Source organism: Chryseobacterium vietnamense, from assembly GCF_031454475.1.
Classification (GTDB): Bacteria; Bacteroidota; Bacteroidia; order Flavobacteriales; family Weeksellaceae; genus Chryseobacterium; species Chryseobacterium vietnamense.
Genome location: NZ_JAVDQX010000004.1, coordinates 142,571 through 166,034, shown reverse-complemented (window position 1 = coordinate 166,034; position 23,464 = coordinate 142,571). Strand labels below are relative to the sequence as shown.

Below are 23,464 nucleotides of genomic sequence, written 5' to 3'. Positions count from 1 at the left end.
AATACAATTACTATTTGTTTACATTTCGGGATCTTCCCTTCAGATTATGTGCACTGTCTGATACTGCAGCATTGATATTGCCCGTACCATTACCGGTATTATTATTACTGGTTTTTCTTCCTCCAACGTGAGTCTTTGTATTAATACTGTCATTGCTTGTTTTAATACTCTGAGTATCCCTGGCTGTTGAAGCTGCAGTATCTGAGTAATTTTTTTGAGTGTAGGCCGAGTCGGTAACAGAGATATTATTTGCTGTATCCTTCTTTTTACATGCCGAAATAATGAAACCTGCTGCTGCTATTGATAAAAATAATTTTTTCATAAGGTATTGTATTGGTGTATGGGTTGAAAATCAAATTTCGAAATTTAACTTTAGTCATGATATGAGTAAGATCATAATAGTACGGATCTTAAAGATGCATTATTGAACTTATAACTAAAACACAATAATATATTGAATAGATAGTGCAGCCAGATGATAACAATTCAAAGATATCTATGTATTGTGTAAGAGTTAAGATATGGTGTCGGATGTTGAAAAAAATGATCATCATTATTTTGCATAATAAACCGGTAAAAAGGCAGCCAAGTTGTACGGCCAGCCTTCCTAGTCCTGCCAAAAAGACTACGGCATAAACGGTTTCCTCCCAAATGGTACCCTCCATTTATTCCGTTTCCTTTTGACTTCTACCTTGCCCGTAACAATTTTCTGCTTTCTTTTTTCCGGTTTTTCTTTTGAAAAATATCAGCAAGGCGAGGGCTTTAGTAGGAAAGGAGAATTAAATTTAATTAAGCAGGTACGGGAAATGAAAGGCTCCGCCGTACACGGAGTAAAACAAATGAACTTTAATATTGTCAATGAAATTAAATTAACCTATTCAAGGGAGGGGAATGCTGAAAAATTAATAACTAATTCAAATGATGCTGTTGAAGTATTCAGGGCACATTTTGATAGTGGTGAAATTGATTACAGAGAATCATTTTATGCACTGTATTTGAATAACGCCCATAAGGTTCTGGGAATAAAAAGAATTTCGGAATCAGGAATTTCTTCAACCTTGGTAGACATTAGAATTATTATGCAGGCCGCACTTTTATGTAATGCATCATCTCTTATTGTTGCACATAACCATCCATCAGGAAATTTAAAACCATCATCCGAAGATGTAAAAATGACGGGTAAAATAAAGGATGCATCTGAGTTTTTAAACATACAACTGCTTGACCATTGTATTTTAACTTCTACGGAATATCTATCATTTGCTGATGAAGGATTACTGTAAGTAATTTTGAAATTTTGCGAACAATAAAAAAACGGCAATTAAAACTTGCCGTTTTTGCTTTCTAAATTTCAGGCGAAAAGACAGATCTCCCTACAGTCAAAGTGTCTTTTCGCAGTAAAATTTTATTTTGGTATTAGAAATGTTTTTCGATAGGCTTTGCTTTGATTAAGTCTTTATTCTTTAGTTTGATCCGCTGATGTCGGCCGCCATTTTTTTCAAATATTTCAATAAACAATACCTGATCTTTAAATAACGTAAATTGGTCAAAAAGATAAACGTTTTCAACTGTAGACCTTGTTCTGATATTCAGTGTAGAAAAATATGCCCGAAGCGGATATAGTATTTTGTCCTGAACAGCGGTACGCTTCAGGTTTTTTTTATCAGTGATTTTAAAATTGATATAATCAACCTGATAATTAATATTTCGGCTGTTCTTAATTTGCAGAACAAAATAGAACTTTCCATTATACAGGTTCAATGACTTTACTATGAATTCTATGCCATCACTTTTCGAATGGATGTGCCTGATACTGCGTTTTGAACTTTCACAAAGTGTTTTCATGATATGATCTGTAACAGAGGAGGAATCGCCTTTCAGTTCTTCAAAAAGGATTTCAGAAGTATTTCCTTTGTAAGTGTCCGTTCGTAATTTTGAAAGATCATAGCTGAGAGCATCAGGATAAGGGCTGTACAATACATCAAAACTATAGAATGTGCCATCTTTGGTGATCACTGAAAAATTGGTTTCGGGTTCAAAACCCTTTAGGGCTGCTTTAATTCTTAAAACGTTTTCCAAATCATTAGTTTTGCCAGCCGTAATATAATCACTGCCTAAATCAACATATCGTATAGGAGAAGGAAATAAGAGGTGTGTTGTTTTATCATATGTGACTTGCATTTTCTGCGGATCAATCCTTGCCTTATAGAGTGCTCTAAACCCAATGGTATCCTGAGCTGTAACAGTGGATAGGAAAGAAGTTAAAACAATTGCTAATAGCTTAATATTAAATGTTATTCTCATTATTATATGTGTATTTGTTAATTATTTTTTGAAACTAAAAACACAAGGTGTCCCGTTTTAACTGTGACTTTTTGCTGTCTGACTTTTTTCTGAAAATATCCTGATACTCCCTGAATGAGTCCTTTAGTCAGATCAGCAGCCATCTGCTGTCCTGCAGACCGGGTCATCATGATATTTGTTCCTGAGTTCTGACCCATATTGGCAGCAATATCAGTGAGAGCGTTTTGTTCGGAGGAATAGGATATGTACAGACCCAATTGTCCATCATTATCATGGATATTAATATCAACAGGTTCAATGATTCCCCCATACGCTATCGTAGAGACGTTCAGGTGTAATCTTCCGCCCTGAAAGTTAGCCTTAGCTTTCAACACGGTTCCGACAGGGAGTTTTACTTTTCCAAGCATGATAGACTCCAATAGCCTTATTGCGACCATGCTTTCAGAGGTGACAATTTTTGTTTCATGGATAGCAGCCCGGATGCTGTTTCCGGGTATAGATTCCTGAAACTGCTCATCTTGAATTCCGGTAAATCTTTTATCATTTAAACTGCGGAAAATGATGCTGTCAGGATAATCCCGGTACAAACTTGAAACCACAGAATGCGTGACAGGTGTTGCAACGGTGATTCTGGCTTCAGCAGAAGCTGATATTTCTTTTATCTCACTTTTATTTTCAGACACCTCCTGCTTGGATGCCGGAAGATATTTAGCGGCCAGCTGATAAGATCTTTCCATCAGTTCCAGCTGATCATTAACGCTGGTGCCGGCGGGTACTGCTTCGCGTTGTGAAGCTTCTGTCTTTAGTCTATGGATTTCCCTTTTAAGCGTATTCACTTCCTGATCATCCCTGCTGTAAAATGAACTTAATGCCTGCTGGGCATTCCGGTAACTGCTGGTTGGATTCTGATTGGATACTTGTGCAGCGCCAGATTCATTTTGTAAAAGTATTGCATTTGGAACTGAGGTACCTTGAGAAGAATCAGTCCAGTAATCCGATAAGGTTGTGAGCGCATTTTTCTTTTCTTCATTTTTCTGCTCCAGTAATTGTTGTTCATACGCTTTCTGCTTATCGGACTGCAGCTGGCCATCAGAGGCTTGGGGAATAACTGAATTGAACCCTATCTTTGCGCTATGGTCTTTCTCTTCTTTGGGGTTAAAAATCAAATATAAACACCCTGCACATACAATGGTCATTAAAAAGCAAATAACAGGTTTCTTCAACTGGTCAATGGTCAGCTTACGGTTTTTTGGTTCATCATTTTTATCGCCTTCCGTTACTCTGATATTGGAACTATTTTGGTCTTTCATCTTGATTATTTTGTGAGGAATTATAGACTGAGTGGTAACCTTCTTTACTTTTGATTGTTATATCGGCAGGCTTGGTAATGATATGCCTTATGGGGGGCATATCTTTGCTGTCGCTTCCTTTTTTCGATGCTATCTGAATGATGATCATCAGTAAGGTCATCAGTGAATATCCTGTAAAAAATAATGCGGTCAGAAAACGTTGTTTTTTTATGGGAAATGTTTTCCATTGAGCCTCCGTACTTTTTACCCACTGATCAATTCTTATTGTTAATTTTTTCATGCTCCTTCCTTTTATCGGTTAACTGTTTCTAAATCTTTATTCTCAACGACATTGAACTTTTCAATTGTAAATCCCTGGGGATTGCTGTCAGATCGGACAGAATTAACCAATGAACAGCGGGTGATCAGGTTTCTTATCGTCAGGTTGCTTGAACGAATAATAAACTGCCTGCCATATGTCTTGACTGCATAGGGATAGCTGCTGAAATCCGCAGCTATACTGTCAACTTCAATTCTCTGTTGTATATTTCCGCTGATGATTCGGTTGTAGTATCCTTTTTCTGAAAGGTCTTTATAATAGTTGAACGCCGACTGGTCTGCCAAATTGAATGCTCTTTTCACATTGCTCTCAATCGCATCTTTATCGGGAGCTACTGTAAAGAACAGTTCATGGAAGCGTCGTACATGTTCCCTTGCTTCTACCGGTCTGTTGATGGACATGTCCTGAGAAAGTGCGACCATCAATGATTTACCATTGTCCAATACATAAATCTTTTGTCTCTGCTGCTCTGCAAAGCTGTATGATTTGTAAACAGCTATAACAACAACTCCCAAGCATAGCAGGGCAAATACAAAAGAGAACAGCCTGATCTGCCTGAAACTGTTTTCTATATTTCTTAAGGTTTTAAATTCCATTGTTTTTTATGATTTTTATTATTTAAGAAGTCTGCCGGATATGTTGCCCGCTGCTGAACCTGCCGCAGCCCCTGCAACATTTCCTGATTTCTGTGCCATCTGCGTAACGTTCCTCATAAAGTTGCCGGCACCTCCCGCCTGAATTACCCATCCTGTAACCGTAGGAACTGTAAAATAGCCGATGATTCCAATGATCATATAGATGATATAGACCGTATTGGAGGTGTCAGGAATAAAGTCGGGATCAGCGAGCATCTCGATATCCCTTTCAATAATCAATGACTGAATCTTGGCAAGAACAGCACTGAACATATCTGCTATCCTGTTGGAAATATAAGCACAACAAGTATAAATCATTTATACCGTGCTGATGGAGTGAAGCTTCGTAAAACATACAGTCAGCAGGCTCATATGGGGCTTCCAACAATACGAATGACGGATTATCTGGATGGGTTTCAATATTCATATGAAGATGATGGAGGAATCTGTATTACATGCAAGACGGAATCAGCCTATGAAGCGCAGGCTTATTCAACATTTAAACCTGTTCTTCCTCCTCTTGCGGCATGGAAACTGGATTTTGTAAGTACCCCAGAAGGGTTTTACAGTTTCGCAGAAAACCGTTATATTTATCAATATAAGGATCATTTAGGAAATGTAAGGGTAAGTTTTGGAAAGAATAATGCCGGGGTGGTTCAGACAATGGATGTCAATAATTATTATCCGTTTGGGTTAAACCATATCGGAGGATCAAATTACTCAAACTTTGGGAGTTATTATAACTATAAGTTTGGAGGAAAAGAAATGCAGGAAACAGGCTGGCATGATTTCGGAGCGAGAATGTATATGAGTGATTTGGGCAGATGGGGTGTAATTGATCCATTGGCAGAGAAAATGACCAGATATAGTCCTTACAATTATGCTTTTAATAACCCGGTATTGTTTACAGATCCTGATGGCAGGAGTCCAGCCCATGTTGATCCATCAGAAATTTATAAGAAAGGAAATCAGCAACAGATAAAAGCATTTGAATTTTTTGCGAAATCTAAGGAAGGTCAGGCTGTGATATCAAAATTTGCAGAAAAAGATCAAGTGATTGCAGGGATAAAGTATAAGGAAAGTGGAGAATTCCATAAGAAGGGAATGGATCTGACATTTGATAATAATATATCAAAAACCTCAGCTTCACAAGGAGCATCGGGTGAAACAACTGTCGAAAACAAAAATGGGAGAACCAATTTTACCGTAAGTGTAGAGAATAACAATACTCCGGACAGAATGGCTAATCAGATTGAAACATTCGCTCATGAAACTTTTATACATGCATTTCCCGAAGCAAAGGACTTTGCTGATGATAGGAAATTTAATCAAAGTAGTGGGTATGATAATAGACTTATTAATTTTTTAAAAAAACCAGGAAATGAAAAATATCAGAGTATTAGATATTATGATCACTATCAGGAAAAACAAAATCATACTGCAAGAACTCAATACATATCGCCAATTTTACAACAATATTATAAATCTGTAAAACAAAATGTTACAAAAGAAACCATTGATAAAAGCATTGACGGCTTTAGGTATTAATTTAGCTTTATTGATTACTGTAGTACAATGCAAGGAGAAAAAAGGTGATTTGGAAGTATTATTTTTGAAGAATGAAGATCAATATTCATTTCTCATGGAAACTCCTTCAACAATAACATATAGTACACCATCAAGTATGGAACTTATATCGAGAACTGAAGGGAACAAGAATAATATAATATTTCCAGATAAATTAAAAGAATTTAGACCATATAAATTTGCTTTAGAGGAAAAGAATTATGATAATATATATGTATCTAATGTTCTTGGTGAAACTAATTTTAATAATAGTCATCTGTTTGAATATGATGTGCAGATAAGTAAATCAGGAAATATAAAATCAAATATTTACTATCCCTATGATCTAAGGGGCAGTTATGAATTTAAAATTGATAATGAAGCAACTAGAATATTCAGGCAACTTCTTTACAAAATTTCTTCAGATAAAGACAAAAGTAAGAAAGTGCTTCCAGATTCTAAGTTGAATAATGTAATTGTTTTGGAAGATGATGGAAGGAGAAATGAAGTTTTTACCAGTGAAAACAATGCTCAAAATAATCTAGAATATTCTTTGCTTCTGGCTTGGATAAATAAACTATTATTGGAAAATATTAATAAAGCCAATAAAATAAATCATTTGGATATTCCTTCTATCCAGTATGTTGAGAGATTAGATATTCCACCTGATATAAAATAATGGGATAAAAATGAACTTTTCATATTTGTAAAATTCCTTTCTTTCTTGGAAAGTTTTTGAATTGATATTAGAAAATCCCGCTTTTGCGGGATTTTTTTATTCTTTCAAGTAATCTTTTGATTTTCCCTGCCGATCTTAATGCCAACTATGACCTTTCCCTGCCATTATAGTAACATACCTGTCCGACTTTATATCTTACTTGGTACACAATAATTTAGGTCATGGATAACAATAAAAACTATGAATGGGTTACTGTTAGGAAAACAGGTGATACCTTACTGGTGCTCCATAATGAAACGGGTACTGTTGGGATTGTTCAGGGATTGGGAGAGAATGGGGAAGTAAATAGGGTTAGTCCTGAGGACTTGGACGATAATGAAATGCTCAGTATTGAGCGTAGTGAGAATTCCTTTACTGAGTTTTATTCCACGTTTTATCACCAGCTTAAAGAGCCTTCGGAGTTTTCGTTTTTTAAGGTAACAGAATATGAAGCAAAGCAGATGGCTTTAAAATTACAGAAGTATATAGATGAGGCTCCGGATGATGTGAAACAGGAATTAAAACAGTATGAGATCTCTATTGATGTGGTGGAAGCTCATAGAAAGGCGGGAGAGGGGAAAACAGTAGGTAAGGGAAAGGACGCTGGAAATAGGTATTTATATAAGGCTGAACAGGTGGACTGGAAGATGATGGATAAGCTGGGGTGGAATGAGGACAGACTGGAAGAGTTGGGGGCTTTGGAGCCGATGCTGAAAGGATATAAAACCCCGATGCTTGTTCCGGTACATATTGAACTGGGGAAGGTATCAGGTACGATTGAAGCTAGGCTTTCTCTTCAGGCTAATGATTTTGGAGAAGTGGAACTCAGGTTTCATCCGGTCAGAAGAATGCCTGATTTTTCCAAGCCTTTCTTTGGGCATCTATTTTCAGAAGAGGATAAGAGGAATCTGATAGAAATTGGGAATATGGGAAGGATGGTGGATCTGGTTCATGGGATTACAGGAGAGACCGTGCCTTCTCTTATCAGCAGGGACAGGCTGACCAATGAGCTGGTTCAGGTGAGGGCAGACCGGGTAAGGGTTCCGCTTGTGATCAAAGGAGTGACCTTGGATCAGGAGCAGAGAAAGATACTTAGGGAAGGGAAACCGCTGTTTATTGAAAATATGCTTTCAGCGAGAGGGACATTGTTTAATGCAGCAGTTCAGTATAATGCGGATAAAAGATATGTGGAGTTTTTGCTGGATAAGAATGTAAGGAGGATGGGTGTAGAAGATTTCAGGCAGGTTCCGAAGGTGTTCAGAGGGAAGAAGCTTAAGAAATGGCAGGTGGAGAAACTGAATAAAGGAGAGGTGGCATATGTGGATGGGCTCGTAGATAGAAATGGGAAGGGGTATCAGGGGTATTTGAGGTTTGATAAAGGAATAGGGAAGTTTGAGTTTTCGTTTAAGAATGTGTGGAAAGGGGAGAAGAGTAGGAAGAGAGGGAGGGGGATATGAAAGCCTTCTGTGGGAAGGCTTTGCTTTCAGGGACAAAAGCATGTATTTAAAATAGTAGTTTTATGAGATTTTTAGAGTGATCGGATTTGGTCACTTTATTTTTTTAAATATATTTTCTCAAAATGTCGTATCACTAAACAAGGTTTCATAAATTCACATGAGATGAGTTTAATGTAACAAATTATAAAAATAGGATATGCTCGGATTTCAATTAAAGACCAAAATTTAGATTTACAAATGGAAGCTTAAAAAAAAGGAGGATGTGAAAGAATCTATCAGGAAAAAATTTCAGGTACAACAAAGAATCGTCTGGAACTTGATAAAATGATAGAGCAGTTTAGAGAAGGTGATGAACTTACGTAGAAGTTTAAAAAATATTATTGATCTTGTTCTAAGTTTAAGTGACAAGGGAATTATAATAAAAGGTCTTTTAGATGGTGTAGATACTTCAACTATTAATGAGCGACTATTTCTAAATCTCATGGCTTCCTTAGCTGAATATGAAAGAGAATTAATAAGAGAAAGAACCAACGCAGGTTTACAATCTGCAAGAGCAAGAGGTAGAGCTGGTGGAAGACCAAGGGGATATTCAAAAGAAACAATTTCTAAATTAATAATTATGTGATCTGTGTATAAAGATCCAACTAAGGCTCCGGAGGAGATTTACAAGCCACTTGGCTTGACTAGAGCAACATTTTATAGTTATGCTGATGAAGAAATTAAGAATATGAGAATTAAAAAATAACATTATAATTAATTCAGTATAAATACGGATTGCCGTAAACATGAAATATTTCTTATTATTACATTTATGATTTGCATTTCTGAAAGTTTTTATGATAAAAAAAATTTAAACTAAAAAACAAATAATCATAATTCACAAGAATAATAACTTTTAAACAACCATTATGAAGATAATAATTACATTTTATTCCTCTATCGATCATTATTCAATCTCAACTAAGTATCCTAAGAAGGGTATTTTAAAACTAAAAATTAAAAATCATGAGCAAGAATAACTTTACAAAAATTGGTTTCGATTATGGCGTAAAACCATTTTTTATATTATTAGGCGATATGGAGTTTTCAGATTTATTTAAAAAGGCTGATTGTAGAGGTGTTGTCTACATTTTTAGACAAGGAGAAAATGAAGAAGAAATGATTCCTGTACAAATGGCATTTATGTTTCAAAATGAAGAACCAGCCGAGAAGTTTATGGATAATTTGTTAGGGTGGATTTCAAAATCAAATGATGAAGGGGATGCCGTTAGTATGGAATTCATTGAGAATAATGAAGGTGGATATACAATAGCAATTTCTCCAGAAATTGATAGATTCCACAACAGAATGATTCCAAAAAATCTAAGAAATAGAGTAACTCCCATTTTTATGGTTCAGACCCACTTTAAGAAAATTGATACATTAGGTCAGAATTATTTAAATTTTAAAGCTAACTATTCTAAAGCTGACGGTATAGCTATTGGCTATGTTATTGGGAATGCGAATAAGATTATCAAACAAAGTAAAAAATATTTTATCAAAAAAGATTTTCATTTTTGTAAACAAGATGATATTTCCAATAACTCAACTGCAATGACTTATAAAGCTGTAAAAGGAAAATCATCATTTGACCCTAGTAAACTTCCCAAACCACCAAAAGAATCTATAGAAAAAATAACAGAAAGAAGGGTTTCAGAAATGAAATCATTATTACCACTTACCTATAACAAATTAAACAATTTATGGTTAGGTGATATACAAAAAAAACTAAGTGAAACTTATGATTTTGAGATTATAAAACAAGCCATTTGTAATTTGACAATTTTTGAAAGATTAAAGCAAATGGACAATTTGTCTCCTGATTTTACAAAAGAAGGATATCCAAACAGAATACAAGAATATTTACTTGGAACATATGAATCATTTGATAGTTATTATCCTTCGGATGACTTCTATACAGAAGAACTCATTGTTAATCAAGTTAAAAATGACCAAAGAGAATTAGAAAACTACTTAAAAAAATAATTGAAACAGAAATGGCAACTATATTTTCATCCCTTTGTGCTTTTTTATTAGCAGAGAAAGCAGGAATAGCCTCTAAAGTGATTGCAAGTGCAACATATGATGGTTTAAAAAAAGTGCTCGATTTTTCGACATTAAAAAATAGGATTAGTAAATTTTTTCAAAAAGAAGAAGATGCAGATAAATACATAGAAATAATATGCAATACTGAATCTAAAAATACATCCAAACCATTTAGAGATGTGGAAGATAGTTACGAGGAAATTTCAGAAAGCCCTTATAATGGAGAACTTTACAGCGAAGTGAAAAAATGGATTGAAGAAAATCAGGAACAGATCACCAATGTTTCGAAGATGGAATTTAAAAATGAAAAAGGATTTAATATAGGAGTTCAAAATGCCGGAAAAAGCATTTTCAATATCCAGGGAGATTATAAACCCAAAAAGGATTAAATCATAGATGAATATAGAAGAACAGAACGCAGAAAAAATATACAACATTGCGGGAAATATGGAACTTCACAACTCTCCCGAGGTTGTTGCTTTATTAAAGAAAGAAAAACAAGATAAATTAAAGGAGCTTAATTCCTTTGCTTATTTCGATATTCTTTCGAAAGAATTTGAAAATAAAAAACTGATTTCCAGAGATTCTGAAATAGAAAAAATAGAAGCTTTATTAAAAGAGAAAAGACAGGTTTTACTATACGGGGATCCTGGAATTGGTAAAACAACTTCTATTTATCAAATAGCAAAGAAAGTTGATTCTCCAGTTTATATCTCAGTAAAAGGGAAGTCTTCTGTATCTATCATTTCGTATTTAGTCAACAAAATAAGGTTGTCAAATAATGATGAACTGATTGAACTCAAAAATGTTGAAGAAGCATTTGAGTGGTTACAGGTTTGTTTGCAAAAATCTAAACAATTTTTCATTATTGATGACTGTGAGCAGGATAAAGAAACTGTTTCTAAGTTAATCATAATCTCAAAATTTGATACTAACTTTCTCTTTGTTTCAAGGAACAAAAGTTTGTTTGAATCAACCGGTATAAGTTCTTATCAGTGTCCTCCTTTTACCGATAAAGAGGTTATAGAGTTTCTATCATCATATGGAATATCTCTATCAAAATTAGAGATCAATGATATTTTGATAGCATCCAAGGGTAACCCTTTGTATCTTTTCTATTTCTCTCAGTTTAAAATATCTCCATTACCGGAAAGTTTAGTTGAATATCAAAACTCTATTTGGAATGGCTTAACTCCCGTTCAGCAAGAAATTTTAGCACTTATTTCTGTTCCATATTTTAATATTAATATTTCAGATCTTAGTGAGATTTTAAATTCAGCTTCAATCATTGAGTTATCAAATGATATAGATAGTATATCATCACTGATAAATAACCGAAATGGATATCTAGAGTTATTTCATCCATCATTTGACGAATTTGTTTTTGATACGCTTGATTGCAAAGGAATTATTAATCACTACAAAGAAAAACTTGGAAATTATTACTTATCCAAAGAAGAAATAGTTCAAGCTACTTATCTTCTTATTGATATTGTTCCAGAAAAAATTGAAAAATATTTATATGATGTTTTTCCAAGCTTAATTAGTTGGGGCGAGTTAAGTTTTGCTTTAAAAGTACTACAAACCAAATTGAAATTTGTAAGTAATGATATTGATAAAGGCTATCTAAATTATCATTTATGTCATGTACATAATCTGTTAGGAAATCGGGAGCAATCTACGATTTGTATTGATAAATCATTAGAGCATTTAAAAAAAGCAAGACATAAGAAATTCTACTCAGGAGCTCTTATGTTTAAGGCTATGAATCTTATTGAATATGGAAAAGTTGAAGAAGCAAAGCAGATAGCAGATAAGGTTCTTGGTGAAATTTCAGAAGATGCAACGGAATTCAAAGCACCATTACTTGTCAATCTATCAAAAATATATGTTGATTTATCAGAGTTTGAAAAGGGAGCAAAAACTTGTAAAGAAGCTTTTGAGATATTTGAAGAATTGGGTGATAAAACAGGAATGTTAAGTAGTCTAGTAAATTTAGTTACTTGTTTAGGGCAAATTAATGAATACATAGATGAAGCTGAAAAATACGGACTCCAACTTTTAGGATTAATCGAAGAATCATCTGAATTTTCAATTGAAGTAATAGTACTAAATGCGCTAACAAGTATTTATAGACAGAAAGGTAATTATGAAAAAGCTAAAGAGTTTGGCAATAAAGCCATACAGCTTTGTCAGAAGTATGAGATGAAAGATAAGGTAATTTTAAATTTAATCAATTACGGCAATATTATAAGAGATGAAGGAGGTATTGAAGAGGCTAAAAAAATCTACGAAGAAGCTTTAATCAAGTGTAGAGAATATAACTTACGAAAAGATGAAGGTAGAATTTATTGGATTTTATCAGCTATAGAACGAGATACTGGTAATTATGAGGATAGTATCGAATATGCAAATAAATCAATCGCTATAAGTAAAGATTTGAATTTTTATTATGGTGTAGCGAACGCTCTTAGGGAGAAAGCAGATACTTTTTTAGTGATGGGTGAGCCTTTGAAAGGTGCTGAATCACTAATTGAAAGTGCTTCCTATTATTCAAAAATTGACCAATTTTCAGAATCGTATCAGCATAACATTTCAAAAGCAATTAGCATTTATAATGACGAAGGACATCAAATAGATGCAAATAAACTGATAAATCAACTTATTCAAAATACAGCTACTAGAATCAATGTAGATGATACGTTTAGTTTGCTATTAGATAATTCAAGTGCTGAATCCGTTGAATCTAACTTTGAAAATTTATATGAAAGATATTTTACAACTGAAGGAGGTAAAGAAAATGCAATCAGCTCCTTCCTGTCTTTTATAAATTATTGTGAAGGACTTGAACTACAAGAGGGTAAAAGAATATTTAAAAAAATAATCGCTTTAATAATTGATAATATTGGTAAATCACAATTCTCCTACAGTATATTAGGAATTGGGATTGAACAATCAAGAAATCTATTAAACCAAGATGATTTAGAGATAATTTTTGAACATCTATCAAGTAAGCTATCAGTATTTTCAGTTAGAGAGGTAAGCGATGAAATAATTTTCATTGTGTCGATAGCAGAAAAAATTAATTTGGAAATACATACCTTTTCTGATGAAATAGTTCCTCAAAAACTAGCAGTTGCTTTAATATTAATTCTAAACGAATCTCCAAATTTAATAATAGATGATTCTGAATTTATTGAGAAATTTTCCGTTGTTCATATCCATCTATATTCAGATGAAATGAAAAAAGCACTTGGTAAATATCTTCCAAAAAAAGAAGAGTTATTTACAGAAGATAGTCAATCACTCCATATGAGCAAAAGTGGATACGAGATTCACGAAATGATTTTAATAAACACTGCTTATGAAATAAATGGTAATTTAAATACTTTTCCTGATAATAAGGTTTCATTGTATTTTATTACTCAGACTATTTTAGGGATAAAAAGTCATTTTTATCATTCTAAAGTAGTGCAGGATGATGAACAAAGAAGGTTTATTCTTAATACGATTGCAAGACAATTTGATTATACTAATGTAGAGTTGGATGATAGAACTAAAAAGACTGAATTTGAAATTAATTTTGATAAAATAAAAGATATAGAATAGTTTTTTATTTATTAATGAGAAACAGAGTAAAATCAAATTATTACTAAAATTAAAAGTTTTTGTTAATCTTTTATGCTTTGGCTATATAATATTTTTTATATGATTCGTCAATTAACTTTGAAAACGTATAATATAGAATTGAGCATCCTTAACGAATTCTTAAACTTATTTCGTCCTAAAAATCGATGAAAATATAACTTACTTCTTTATTTGACAGAGAAAGAAATAAAGAAACCTACACAAAAAAAATCACATGAAAAAGATAGAGTTTTATACTTATTCAGAAAACATTGAGCACTTAGCTGCATTTGATAAAGAATATGAACTTAAAATTTATTATAGACCACCTACTAATAATAAAAACCTAAAAAGAAAACCTATGTCTGATAGAATTTGTCGGTTCTGTGGTAAGAACTCAACTGAAACAAGTTTCAAAACTAGGACACATATAATTTCAGAATTATTTGGAAGAAATTTAGGCATATCTGATCATGAATGTGACACTTGTAACAATTTCTTCTCGACTTTTGAAAGTGATATGGCTAATTTTTTAGGATTGAATAGAACTATCAATGCTTTAGGACTTCAAACTCCACCCAATTTTTTATCTGGTGATAGGGCTATAAAAGCTAAGCGAAATACTTTTAATGGTTATAATGGTATTGAAATAAAAGCAATTAAAGATGGAGCAATCCAAAAGAAAGAGAAAGGAAATATTGAATTTACCGTTATAAATAATCCATATACACCGATTAGTATTTTCAAGTGTTTATTAAAAATTGCATTGACAATAATTCCGGATGAAGAAGTTTCAAAGTATAGTCATTGTCTTAAATTTATTATGCAGGATGAGTATGCCACTAATTTTGCACATCATGCAAAACAAATTCATATTGGAGTATTAGATTTTAATGTTCTAGTACCAAAAATTTTTATTTTTAAAAAAAGAGATTTTGAAAGTAAATTACCTACTCATTGGATTAAATTATATTTTCAAAATTCATACATTCAGTATTATTTACCTTACTATGAAGATGATAATATTTTATTAGTTGGAGAAGAACTGTCTACTCCACTCTGTCCTCCATTAATTAGATCTGCAACACAGCCGATAGGTACTGCTAAAAAATTAGAAAAAATCGATTTATCATCGTATGAAAAAACAAAAGGAGAGCCTAAAAAACTTAACTTAACTTTTGATGCAAATTTATTAGACGAAGGAGATAATTCCGATGGGTTTAATTCTGATGAAATAGTAAGTATATTTATAACAAAAGATTCTGGGTTATTAGATGACTTTGAAAAATAACTAATTAACCTCAAAAAACGATAAAAAAATAACCATGATTATAGAAGAATTTATAAACCACTATAGAAATCATCCAGTGCTATTTATTGGAACTGGTATAAGCCTTAGATATCTGAAAAATTCATTTACCTGGGATGGACTATTACAACAAATATGCATAGATTTTAAAGGCAATAAAGAATACTATTTAGATATTAAGTCTCAATTTGAGAATGATGGGTCATTTGATTATACAAAAATTGCGACTGTTATTGAGAAAGAATTTAATGAAAGCTTAATGGTAGATCGCAATGGTAAGTTCAAGGAAATAAATGATATTTTTTACCAGAAAATGGATGAAGGAATCAGCTTAAGTCGATTCAAAATTTACATTTCGAAATTATTGTCAAATCTAGAATTAAAGGGTGATAAAGAAGCAGAACTACGAATTTTCAAAAAAATTAGAAAAAATATTGGCTCCATAATAACTACAAATTATGATGGTTTAATTGAGTATGTCTTCGAGTTTGATAAACTTATTGGCAATAACATACTACTTAGCAATCCTTATGGTTCGGTATATAAAATTCACGGATGTTTTGAAAGTCCAGAAAAAATTATAATTACGGAGTCTGACTATGAGTTTTTTGAGAAAAGATATGAATTAATCCGAGCACAATTACTTTCATTATTTATACATAATCCAATAATATTTTTAGGTTATGGAGTAGGTGATGAAAACATAAAAAAAATTCTTAGAACTATATTTTCATATGTACAGCCAAATTCAGAAGCAGCTACTCAGATAAAAAGAAATTTCCTATTGATTGAGTATGGAGAAAATATCGAACAAGTTGATGTTGTAGAGCATGATATTGTTTTAGAAAATAATTTAACTATCCAAATTAATAAAGTAAGAACAGATAATTATAGCCGTATTTATGAGACTATTTCTAGTTTAAATTTACCTGTAAGTGCTTTAGATATTAGAAAAGTTCAAAATATTGTTAAAGAGATTTATGCAGGAGGAGATATTAAAGTAAGTATTACAGAAGATTTGGATGACTTAAAAAGTAGTGATAAGGTTCTTGCAATTGGATCAGATAAAACAATTAAATATCACTTTCATACTGCAAAGGAATTACTATCAAAATACTTTGAAATAATTGATGAAGCAAATTCACAAATATTAGAGTGTATAGATCATTACAATATTCAATCTAGCCAATATTTTCCAGTTTTTGGTTTTGAAAAAATAAATCCAAATTTGGAGTCTATAAAAGAATTGAAGACTCAGCAAGAAAAGAATTTACAGTCCCACTTGACAAAAATTACTGATTCTGCAAAAAAAACACATAACTCAATAAATAATATTTTTGAAGATGAGTCTGTTGCATCTACGCATAAAATAAATTGTATAGTTTGGAATTTATTAAATGATACTGTTATTAGTAGTGATGTGGAAGTGTTTCTTAGAGAAAATATAAATGATTCAACTAGACCAGATTTTAGAAAACTTTTAAGTGCTTATGACTATAAAAAATATTCTTGATTGCGGAAGATGTTTAGTGTGTAAATAATCTCAAAAAACGATCAAACATTAAATTTATAATATGAAGAAAAATGAGCTGCTTAAGGATTTAAAAATTTTTTTGGAACCACACCCGGTCTTTGAAGGTTCTGACGAAGATATTTATTCTGTCAAAAAAGATTTAAAGATCAAATTGTGGATGGATGGAGGATTCATTTTTGATTTATACCCTTTGAATTCTGAAATTAATTTTAATACCATTAAAACTGGAATTTTAGTGATTGCTGATAGAAATAACGGGACCGTGCTTAGAGTTTTAATGAAAAATATTATTGGTTTTGAATTACTTAGAGAATCTGATTTTAAAGGGGATTTAAATGAATTATTTGCACTAAAAGATCACCAAAAAAATTAAATCTCAAAAAACGATTCAATGGAGAAAAAAAATATCAAAATGTGTTCTTATTGTAACCTTTTACCGCTACGCTAAGATTCTTGACAGTAAAAAAATGGGAATTAAAAATAATATTTACGCAAATAGATTGCGTAATAGGTATGTATTTTTGTCTTAACATTTATCAAAGTAAAAATTTATATTAATAGAATGGCTTGCGACTATCATATAGTTTGAATTGGCGAAATGCATTTATTTAAAAGTCAACACAGAATAAAAAACATATCTCAAATTAAATGAATACACTAAAAATGGATGAATGGACTGAAGGAGAAAAGGCAAATAATAATTTTTTCGGCAATGCTGTTGGAATTGATATGCAACTTGACGAACTGAAAATATATCTTAAAGAAGTTCACAATTTTATTAAAATCACTTACATAAACCTTCAATCTGACAGAATACACGGCTTGGACAGCGAGACACTAGAGAATTTAAGTTATCATTTCGAGCACACACAAGGAGAAATTTTAAGAAAATCAATTATTATATCGATAGTTATTTTATTGGAAGCCGAAATCGATACATACTGTGAAGACTTTAGGAAACATAAAAAATTATCAATTGGTTACAATAATTTTAAAGGTGACTTGCTTGAAAAATTCAAGACATTTACTTCCAAACTATTGCAGTCTGACTTCAACTTTCAAGGAATACTTTGGCAAGACATTGTTGGACTTTATGAGATTAGAAATTCATTAGTTCATAACAGCGGACTTGTTTCAGACTTTGGAAAAAGAAAGACAATCGAGAATTTTATTTGTAGAAACAAATCATTTGAAATTGATGACAACGAGAGAATAATTATTTCGCACCAAGCCTGCCTCGAAAGTATCAAAATTGTTGAGACATTTTTCAATGAAATAACAGACTTTGCTTTGAGAGTATTTCCTGACAGACATCACTATATTAATGGAACAGAACCTTTTTAGCTTTGCAAGAAAACCTACCGCTACAGGCATTTGACAAAAGTGGTGGTTCATTGTCCGCATACAGTTTTTATGGTTAATCAAAGTTTGGTTCCGCACATCAACATCTATGATGAAAATCCCCACTTTCGCCAAGCTCGAACGATTATAATTTCTACTAAAATCTCAAAAAATGATAAATTATTGTAATCTACTAATAGAACAACAAGTCATTCACCTGTATGTAAATTAATCTTTTGTTTTTTGTAATTAATGAATGTCTTTTTCCTATTGATGATACTCGAACTCGCCGAACAGTCGGTTCTTCATACGTTAGAAGATATTCTTGTCACTCCTTGAAAATCGCGGCAGAAGTATTTAGTGTATAAATAGAGATAAATATCAAAAGTACTTTTATAAATGAAGTAATATAGATTTTAAAAACAACTCAAGACCAGTGGAATTATTACAAAGCAAGATCCTGAAACTAGCAATACAAAAAAATCTCATTATATTATAAAGTAATTAGATGGAAATGTAATTGAATTAACTTTACCTTCTAAACTTCGGATCTTTATTTTATGATGTATATCTATAAAACCTCCATAAATAAAGTAGACCTATGGCTATTAAAATATAAGCAATCCATTTTCCAAATCGTTCAAAATATCTCAACATTGTAGCTTTTTCATAACTAGAAAACTCTTCAATTCCACCAACACCACGTCGATTAAATTTTCTTCGATTTATCCAATAACGCAAAGTAAAACCTAATAGTAAAAAGACAATCGAAATAATCAATAGATACATAGAGTAGAGTTTTAGAATTATTTACTAATCTTAAATATATATAAATGTATTTGATTGATAACCAAATTGAAGACTAATTTTTACGAAACCTTAGTAATTTATTGATTTGATAATAGTTTTATAACCTAAAAAAGTCTTAGTTCTTATTCAATTTTAGGAGGAAAGCTCCAATAATCATAAAAGGATTTTACTAGTATGTGATGAATTGTAAGGTTCTGTGAAAAAGATGACAGTCCTGTTCTGGCAAAATCAACTAATTTTTTTACATCCGCAATATTGTTCGATTCATCACATTCGTGCGGGTAGCTTTATACTGAGTGAGATTAATTAATGATACCTAATGATGATTGCATTTAATCTGGTATATTGATGCCTTTCGCATTTTCAAATTCTTTAAAGAATTTTTCTAATGAATATCTTTCATGTCGAAGTATATTATAAATTGTCGACATTGGAACATCATAACCTGCAGATAGTTTCAACTTTGAAATTGTAGAAGATGTAATTCCGCATAGTTTAGCATACTTATTTTGTGAAACAATATTTCCCTCTTGATCATAGTATTCACGAAGAAATTTACTTTCAATAAAATTACATAAATGTTTATTTACTAAAGCATTTTTTCTGTTTAAAACATCTTTGTTTTGCATATCCACAATATTCATTACTCAAAACAAGAGATTTAATTGAAATTTACTGTTCGCTATAACGAATGATATTCTTTTTTTCTTTATATTTGTAAAATAGGTTACAATAAATGTAACTTTGCAATACTTCAACGAAATATTAGAAGCTATTGCTTAGAATCTTGATCTGAAAACTGGTAATTTTTAACGTACAAGATGATAAGCAGGAAGCTCACGACCTAGGCGTGGGCTCTCTTATCTGTACGTAGGGTATACCAGTACCTCAGATCGGATAATGTAGAGTCCCATGCCGTTTTTTTTCAATGCAGTTCTGCTTTTCTACAATTATCTTTTTTATTCTAAGCTCGCTTTACAAAATAGAGGTATACTGATACTTTACAATGGGAATGTACAACCTATTGCGGCTTTAGGGCTTTTACGGGAACACAAATTTTATTCATATTCATATTAATTGATTTTTTTGATGGACTGGGACAGGAGACTTTGCTGTGTCCTCGGCTGGACTTTGTCCCGGTTCCATCTTCATGAAGATGGGTAAGTGTTGGAGGGAATGAGTAAGGGGATAGAATGTAATAGGTAATAGAAAAATGACAGGCTAAGAAATAACAGAAATGTAAGGTACAATAGCCACAGAAAGATAAAAGAAAAAGCCCTTTCCCTATAAGTTGACCGCTTGGTAGGAAAGAGCTGGGTGCTTAATTAAATTAAACTTATTCAAAAGTATGAAAAAAAACTTTTGCAGCCTGGGTCATGTTCAGATGGCTTTTGGGTTAGCATTGCTGGTGTCTTGCTCAGCAATAGGACAGGTACGTGAGATTTCAGGTACCGTCACAGGGAAATCCGGTGCTTTACGCGGGGTTTCAGTATTTCAGGAAGGAAAAGATCAGATCGTTTTAACAGGAAATTCCGGGAGGTATCAGATTAAGGTGTCGGGAAAGAGTCCGGTGCTGGTATTCAGGTATGAGGGATATGCGTTGAAGAGAACGGAGGTTGGATATGTTGGAGAGAGGGGTGATGGGGAACCAGGGGTGCTGAATGTTGTTCTTGGGGAGAGATCGGATGAACTTAATAAGGCTTCTGATACCATTGGACCTGCTGTAACGGGGATTGGGGAGATTGTGCTTAATGCAGGATATTATAAAGTTCGTGATAAAGAGAGGACGGGGAGTATTGCAAAGGTATCAGCTAAAGATATCGGAAATCAGCCCGTCACCAATGTACTCTCAGCGGCTCAGGGAAGGGTAGCGGGAGTGAATATTGTGCAGAACTCGGGAATGCCGGGAGGAGGGTATGATATACAGATAAGAGGAAAGAACAGTCTTCGGGCTTTGGGGAACAATCCGCTGTATGTAGTGGATGGGGTTCCGGTAGGAGGAGAAATGGCTTCCCAGTTTTCAGGAGCGGTACTGCCAGCCAGCAGTATTAATCCCTTGAATAGCATTAATCCTGCGGATATTGAAAGTATTGAGATTCTGAAAGATGCAGATGCCACCTCGATCTATGGATCAAGGGGAGCTAATGGTGTAGTGCTGATCACTACGAAGAAAGGGAAGAGCGGGAAAGCTGGTGCAGGAGGAGGAGCAGGGAATCTGGGATTAAATGCGGGGACTTCGTACGCCGTAAGTTCTGTGATCAATAACCTTACCATGATAAAGACTGGGGATTATCTAAGGATGCGAAAGCAGGCTTATCAGAATGACGGGATTTCTGCCTATCCGGCTAATGCGTATGATATCAATGGAGTGTGGGATCAGGGGAGATATACGGATTGGAGGAAGTTGCTGATTGGAAATACCGCAGATGCTTTTACCGCGAATGTTTCATTAAACGGAGGGAATGAGAGAACTTCCTTTTTGGTGGGCTATGGACATAATGAGCAGTCTACCGTGTTTTCAAAAGACTTTAAGTATAAGGCGGATAATCTTTCTGCCAATATCAGCCACAGTTCTGAAGATAAGCGTTTTCAGCTCAGTGTTTCCAGCAGGTTCTCGCTTCAGAAGAATAATGTACTGAGTGAGGATATCACCAGACAGGCTTTCCTGATGGTGCCTAATGCTCCGGCTTTGTATCTGCAGGACGGAAGCCTCAACTGGGAGAACAATACCTTTAACAATCCGGCAGGGCTCTATAACAGTTCTTATTCCTATGAGAACAAGCAGTTTTTAACCAATATGAATATGCAGTATGAACTGCTCGAACATTGGTTTCTGAAGTTCAGTGGGGGATTGAATTATCAGTCTTTTGATGAAAGGTCCTTAAAGCCTAATACCATGTATAATCCTGCTTCCTATCAGGGGCAGTCCAGTGCGAGTTCACAGTCGTACAAGAGTAATCAGGACCGTTTTTCGTTTATTCTCGAACCTCAACTGAACTGGCAGATGAAGAAGGGGAGACATGCATTGGATGTACTGGTAGGGACGACCTTTCAGCGGGAAATAGGAACGCAGGGCTCTATGGTCGGGATTGGATTTGAGAGCAATGCTTTTATAGAGAATGTAGGAGCAGCCAGGACCAGGATCATTACCGATCAGATCAGAACAGAGTACCGCTATGCCGCATTCTTTGGAAGGGTGAATTATCAGTATACCGGAAGGTATATCCTGAATGTAACGGGAAGGCGGGATGGAAGCAGCCGCTTTGGTCCGAACAACAAGTTTGCGAATTTCGGGGCCGTGGGAGCAGCATGGATATTCTCGCAGGAATCTTTCCTGAAAAAAATGAAATGGCTGAGCTTTGGGAAACTTCGTAGCAGCTACGGAACTACCGGAAGTGATAATATAGGAGATTATGGGTATCTGGATACGTATGACCTCTCTGAATACCTGTATAACAATACCGCAGGGCTGAATCCTTCAAGGCTGTATAATCCTAATTACAGCTGGGAGAAGACCACCAAACTGGAAGCCGCTTTGGAGCTGGGGTTTTTAAAGAATAGGATTAACCTGACTGCGGCTTGGTACAGGAACCGTTCTTCGAGCCAGCTAGTGGGATATCAGCTTCCTTCCATAACAGGGTTTCCAAGTGTACTGGCCAATCTGGATGCCGTAGTGGAGAATTCAGGCTGGGAAATGGAACTTTCTGCTAAGCCATTTTCAGGAGGTGATTTTCAGTGGGAATCCGGGATCAATATCAGTTTTCCTAAAAACAAGCTGGTTTCTTTTCCGGGGCTGGCAGGTTCTACCTATGCCAATACCTATGTCATAGGACAGCCCATTACATCGGTAAAGGTCTATCAATATGAGGGGATTGATCCGGCTACAGGACTGTACCGGTTCAAAGATTTTAACGGGGATGGGAAGATCTCAGCTCCCGATGACAGGCAGGCTGTGGAAAATATCGGAGTACGGTATTTTGGGGGATGGAATAATACCCTTCGCTTTAAGAACTGGAACCTGTCATTTCTTTTTCAGTTTGTGAAACAGAGAAACTGGAATTATAACAATATCATGCCCATACCGGGAACAATGAATAACCAGCCTCAGGAAGTAATGGATGTATGGTCCGCTGAGAATCCCGGCGGAACCTATATGCCGTATTCTTCAGGGAGTAACGGGATCAAGAATCAGCTTCATGTCTTTTTTATGAACAGTACGGCAGCGGTATCTGATGCTTCATTCATCCGCCTTAAAAATCTGGAGCTGGGGTATCAGGTTCCGGTAAAAGGAAGATTTAAAAGTGTGAAGATCTATTTTCAGGGGCAGAACCTGCTGACTTTTACGAAGTATTTCGGGCCTGATCCTGAGTTCAGGAATATTGGCTATCTGCCTCCTTTAAAAACCTATTCAATGGGGGTTTTGATTACACTGTAAAATATAAATGCTAA

The 23,464-nt window shown here is 34.0% G+C and carries 18 protein-coding genes and 2 pseudogenes; 13 read left to right on the top strand and 7 right to left on the bottom strand.

Annotated elements, in window-relative coordinates:
• Positions 1 to 10: 10 nt before the first annotated feature.
• The gene (locus J2786_RS17840) at positions 11 to 322 is read right to left on the bottom strand and encodes a hypothetical protein (RefSeq protein WP_310026184.1); all 312 of its coding nucleotides are present in this window, start codon (positions 320 to 322) and stop codon (positions 11 to 13) included.
• A 517-nt stretch (positions 323 to 839) separates the two neighbouring features.
• Between J2786_RS17840 and J2786_RS17835 the strand changes: the two genes are divergently transcribed.
• Positions 840 to 1,283 carry a JAB domain-containing protein gene (locus J2786_RS17835; protein WP_310026182.1) on the top strand — a complete coding sequence of 148 codons (444 nt, stop codon included), beginning with the start codon at positions 840 to 842 and terminating at the stop codon, positions 1,281 to 1,283.
• Between the two features lie 133 nt (positions 1,284 to 1,416).
• On the opposite strand, the gene traN is transcribed toward J2786_RS17835, so the two are convergent.
• The 5 genes and pseudogenes from traN to J2786_RS17810 all read right to left on the bottom strand — a co-directional run.
• Entirely contained in the window at positions 1,417 to 2,304 is an 888-nt protein-coding gene (gene traN / locus J2786_RS17830; protein WP_310026180.1) for a conjugative transposon protein TraN, read from the bottom strand.
• Between the two features lie 17 nt (positions 2,305 to 2,321).
• Positions 2,322 to 3,614: a conjugative transposon protein TraM gene (traM, locus tag J2786_RS17825; RefSeq protein WP_310026177.1), complete on the bottom strand. Its 1,293-nt coding sequence runs from the start codon at positions 3,612 to 3,614 to the stop codon at positions 2,322 to 2,324.
• Positions 3,598 to 3,894 (bottom strand): hypothetical protein, encoded by a 297-nt coding sequence (locus J2786_RS17820; RefSeq protein ID WP_310026176.1) that lies wholly within the window; start codon positions 3,892 to 3,894, stop codon positions 3,598 to 3,600. The genes traM and J2786_RS17820 overlap by 17 nt, the downstream gene beginning before the upstream one ends.
• A gap of 11 nt (positions 3,895 to 3,905) precedes the next feature.
• The gene (gene traK / locus J2786_RS17815; RefSeq protein ID WP_310026174.1) at positions 3,906 to 4,529 is read right to left on the bottom strand and encodes a conjugative transposon protein TraK; all 624 of its coding nucleotides are present in this window, start codon (positions 4,527 to 4,529) and stop codon (positions 3,906 to 3,908) included.
• A gap of 18 nt (positions 4,530 to 4,547) precedes the next feature.
• Positions 4,548 to 4,850 (bottom strand): annotated as a pseudogene (locus tag J2786_RS17810) (TraJ family protein); the annotation flags it as partial.
• A gap of 54 nt (positions 4,851 to 4,904) precedes the next feature.
• Between J2786_RS17810 and J2786_RS17805 the strand changes: the two are divergent.
• The 11 genes and pseudogenes from J2786_RS17805 to J2786_RS17755 all read left to right on the top strand — a co-directional run bounded on the left by J2786_RS17805 (position 4,905) and on the right by J2786_RS17755 (position 18,208).
• Positions 4,905 to 6,116: an RHS repeat domain-containing protein gene (locus J2786_RS17805; RefSeq protein WP_310026172.1), complete on the top strand. Its 1,212-nt coding sequence runs from the start codon at positions 4,905 to 4,907 to the stop codon at positions 6,114 to 6,116.
• Complete coding sequence (locus J2786_RS17800) at positions 6,067 to 6,813, top strand: hypothetical protein (protein WP_310026171.1); 747 nt, start codon at positions 6,067 to 6,069, stop codon at positions 6,811 to 6,813. Before J2786_RS17805 ends, J2786_RS17800 begins: the two co-directional genes overlap by 50 nt.
• 221 nt (positions 6,814 to 7,034) lie before the next feature.
• Positions 7,035 to 8,309 (top strand): DUF3945 domain-containing protein, encoded by a 1,275-nt coding sequence (locus J2786_RS17795; RefSeq protein ID WP_310026169.1) that lies wholly within the window; start codon positions 7,035 to 7,037, stop codon positions 8,307 to 8,309.
• A gap of 270 nt (positions 8,310 to 8,579) precedes the next feature.
• Positions 8,580 to 8,934, top strand: a pseudogene (locus J2786_RS17790) (recombinase family protein).
• Between the two features lie 380 nt (positions 8,935 to 9,314).
• Positions 9,315 to 10,334, top strand: coding sequence for a hypothetical protein (locus tag J2786_RS17785; protein WP_310026164.1), 1,020 nt, complete (start codon positions 9,315 to 9,317; stop codon positions 10,332 to 10,334).
• Positions 10,335 to 10,345: 11 nt separating this feature from the next.
• A complete protein-coding gene (locus tag J2786_RS17780; protein ID WP_310026162.1) occupies positions 10,346 to 10,783 on the top strand; it encodes a hypothetical protein in 438 nt (145 codons plus the stop codon).
• A gap of 7 nt (positions 10,784 to 10,790) precedes the next feature.
• A complete protein-coding gene (locus tag J2786_RS17775; RefSeq protein ID WP_310026158.1) occupies positions 10,791 to 14,003 on the top strand; it encodes a tetratricopeptide repeat protein in 3,213 nt (1,070 codons plus the stop codon).
• A gap of 253 nt (positions 14,004 to 14,256) precedes the next feature.
• The gene (locus J2786_RS17770; protein ID WP_310026157.1) at positions 14,257 to 15,312 is read left to right on the top strand and encodes an HNH endonuclease; all 1,056 of its coding nucleotides are present in this window, start codon (positions 14,257 to 14,259) and stop codon (positions 15,310 to 15,312) included.
• 34 nt (positions 15,313 to 15,346) lie between these two features.
• Entirely contained in the window at positions 15,347 to 16,843 is a 1,497-nt protein-coding gene (locus J2786_RS17765; protein WP_310026155.1) for an SIR2 family protein, read from the top strand.
• A gap of 61 nt (positions 16,844 to 16,904) precedes the next feature.
• Entirely contained in the window at positions 16,905 to 17,237 is a 333-nt protein-coding gene (locus tag J2786_RS17760; RefSeq protein ID WP_310026152.1) for a hypothetical protein, read from the top strand.
• A 275-nt stretch (positions 17,238 to 17,512) separates the two neighbouring features.
• A complete protein-coding gene (locus J2786_RS17755) occupies positions 17,513 to 18,208 on the top strand; it encodes a hypothetical protein (RefSeq protein WP_310026150.1) in 696 nt (231 codons plus the stop codon).
• Between the two features lie 1,139 nt (positions 18,209 to 19,347).
• Here J2786_RS17755 and J2786_RS17750 read toward each other — a convergent pair.
• Positions 19,348 to 19,644, bottom strand: coding sequence for a hypothetical protein (locus tag J2786_RS17750; protein ID WP_310026147.1), 297 nt, complete (start codon positions 19,642 to 19,644; stop codon positions 19,348 to 19,350).
• A gap of 719 nt (positions 19,645 to 20,363) precedes the next feature.
• Between J2786_RS17750 and J2786_RS17745 the strand changes: the two genes are divergently transcribed.
• Positions 20,364 to 23,450 carry a SusC/RagA family TonB-linked outer membrane protein gene (locus J2786_RS17745; RefSeq protein ID WP_310026145.1) on the top strand — a complete coding sequence of 1,029 codons (3,087 nt, stop codon included), beginning with the start codon at positions 20,364 to 20,366 and terminating at the stop codon, positions 23,448 to 23,450.
• Positions 23,451 to 23,464 lie beyond the last annotated feature (14 nt).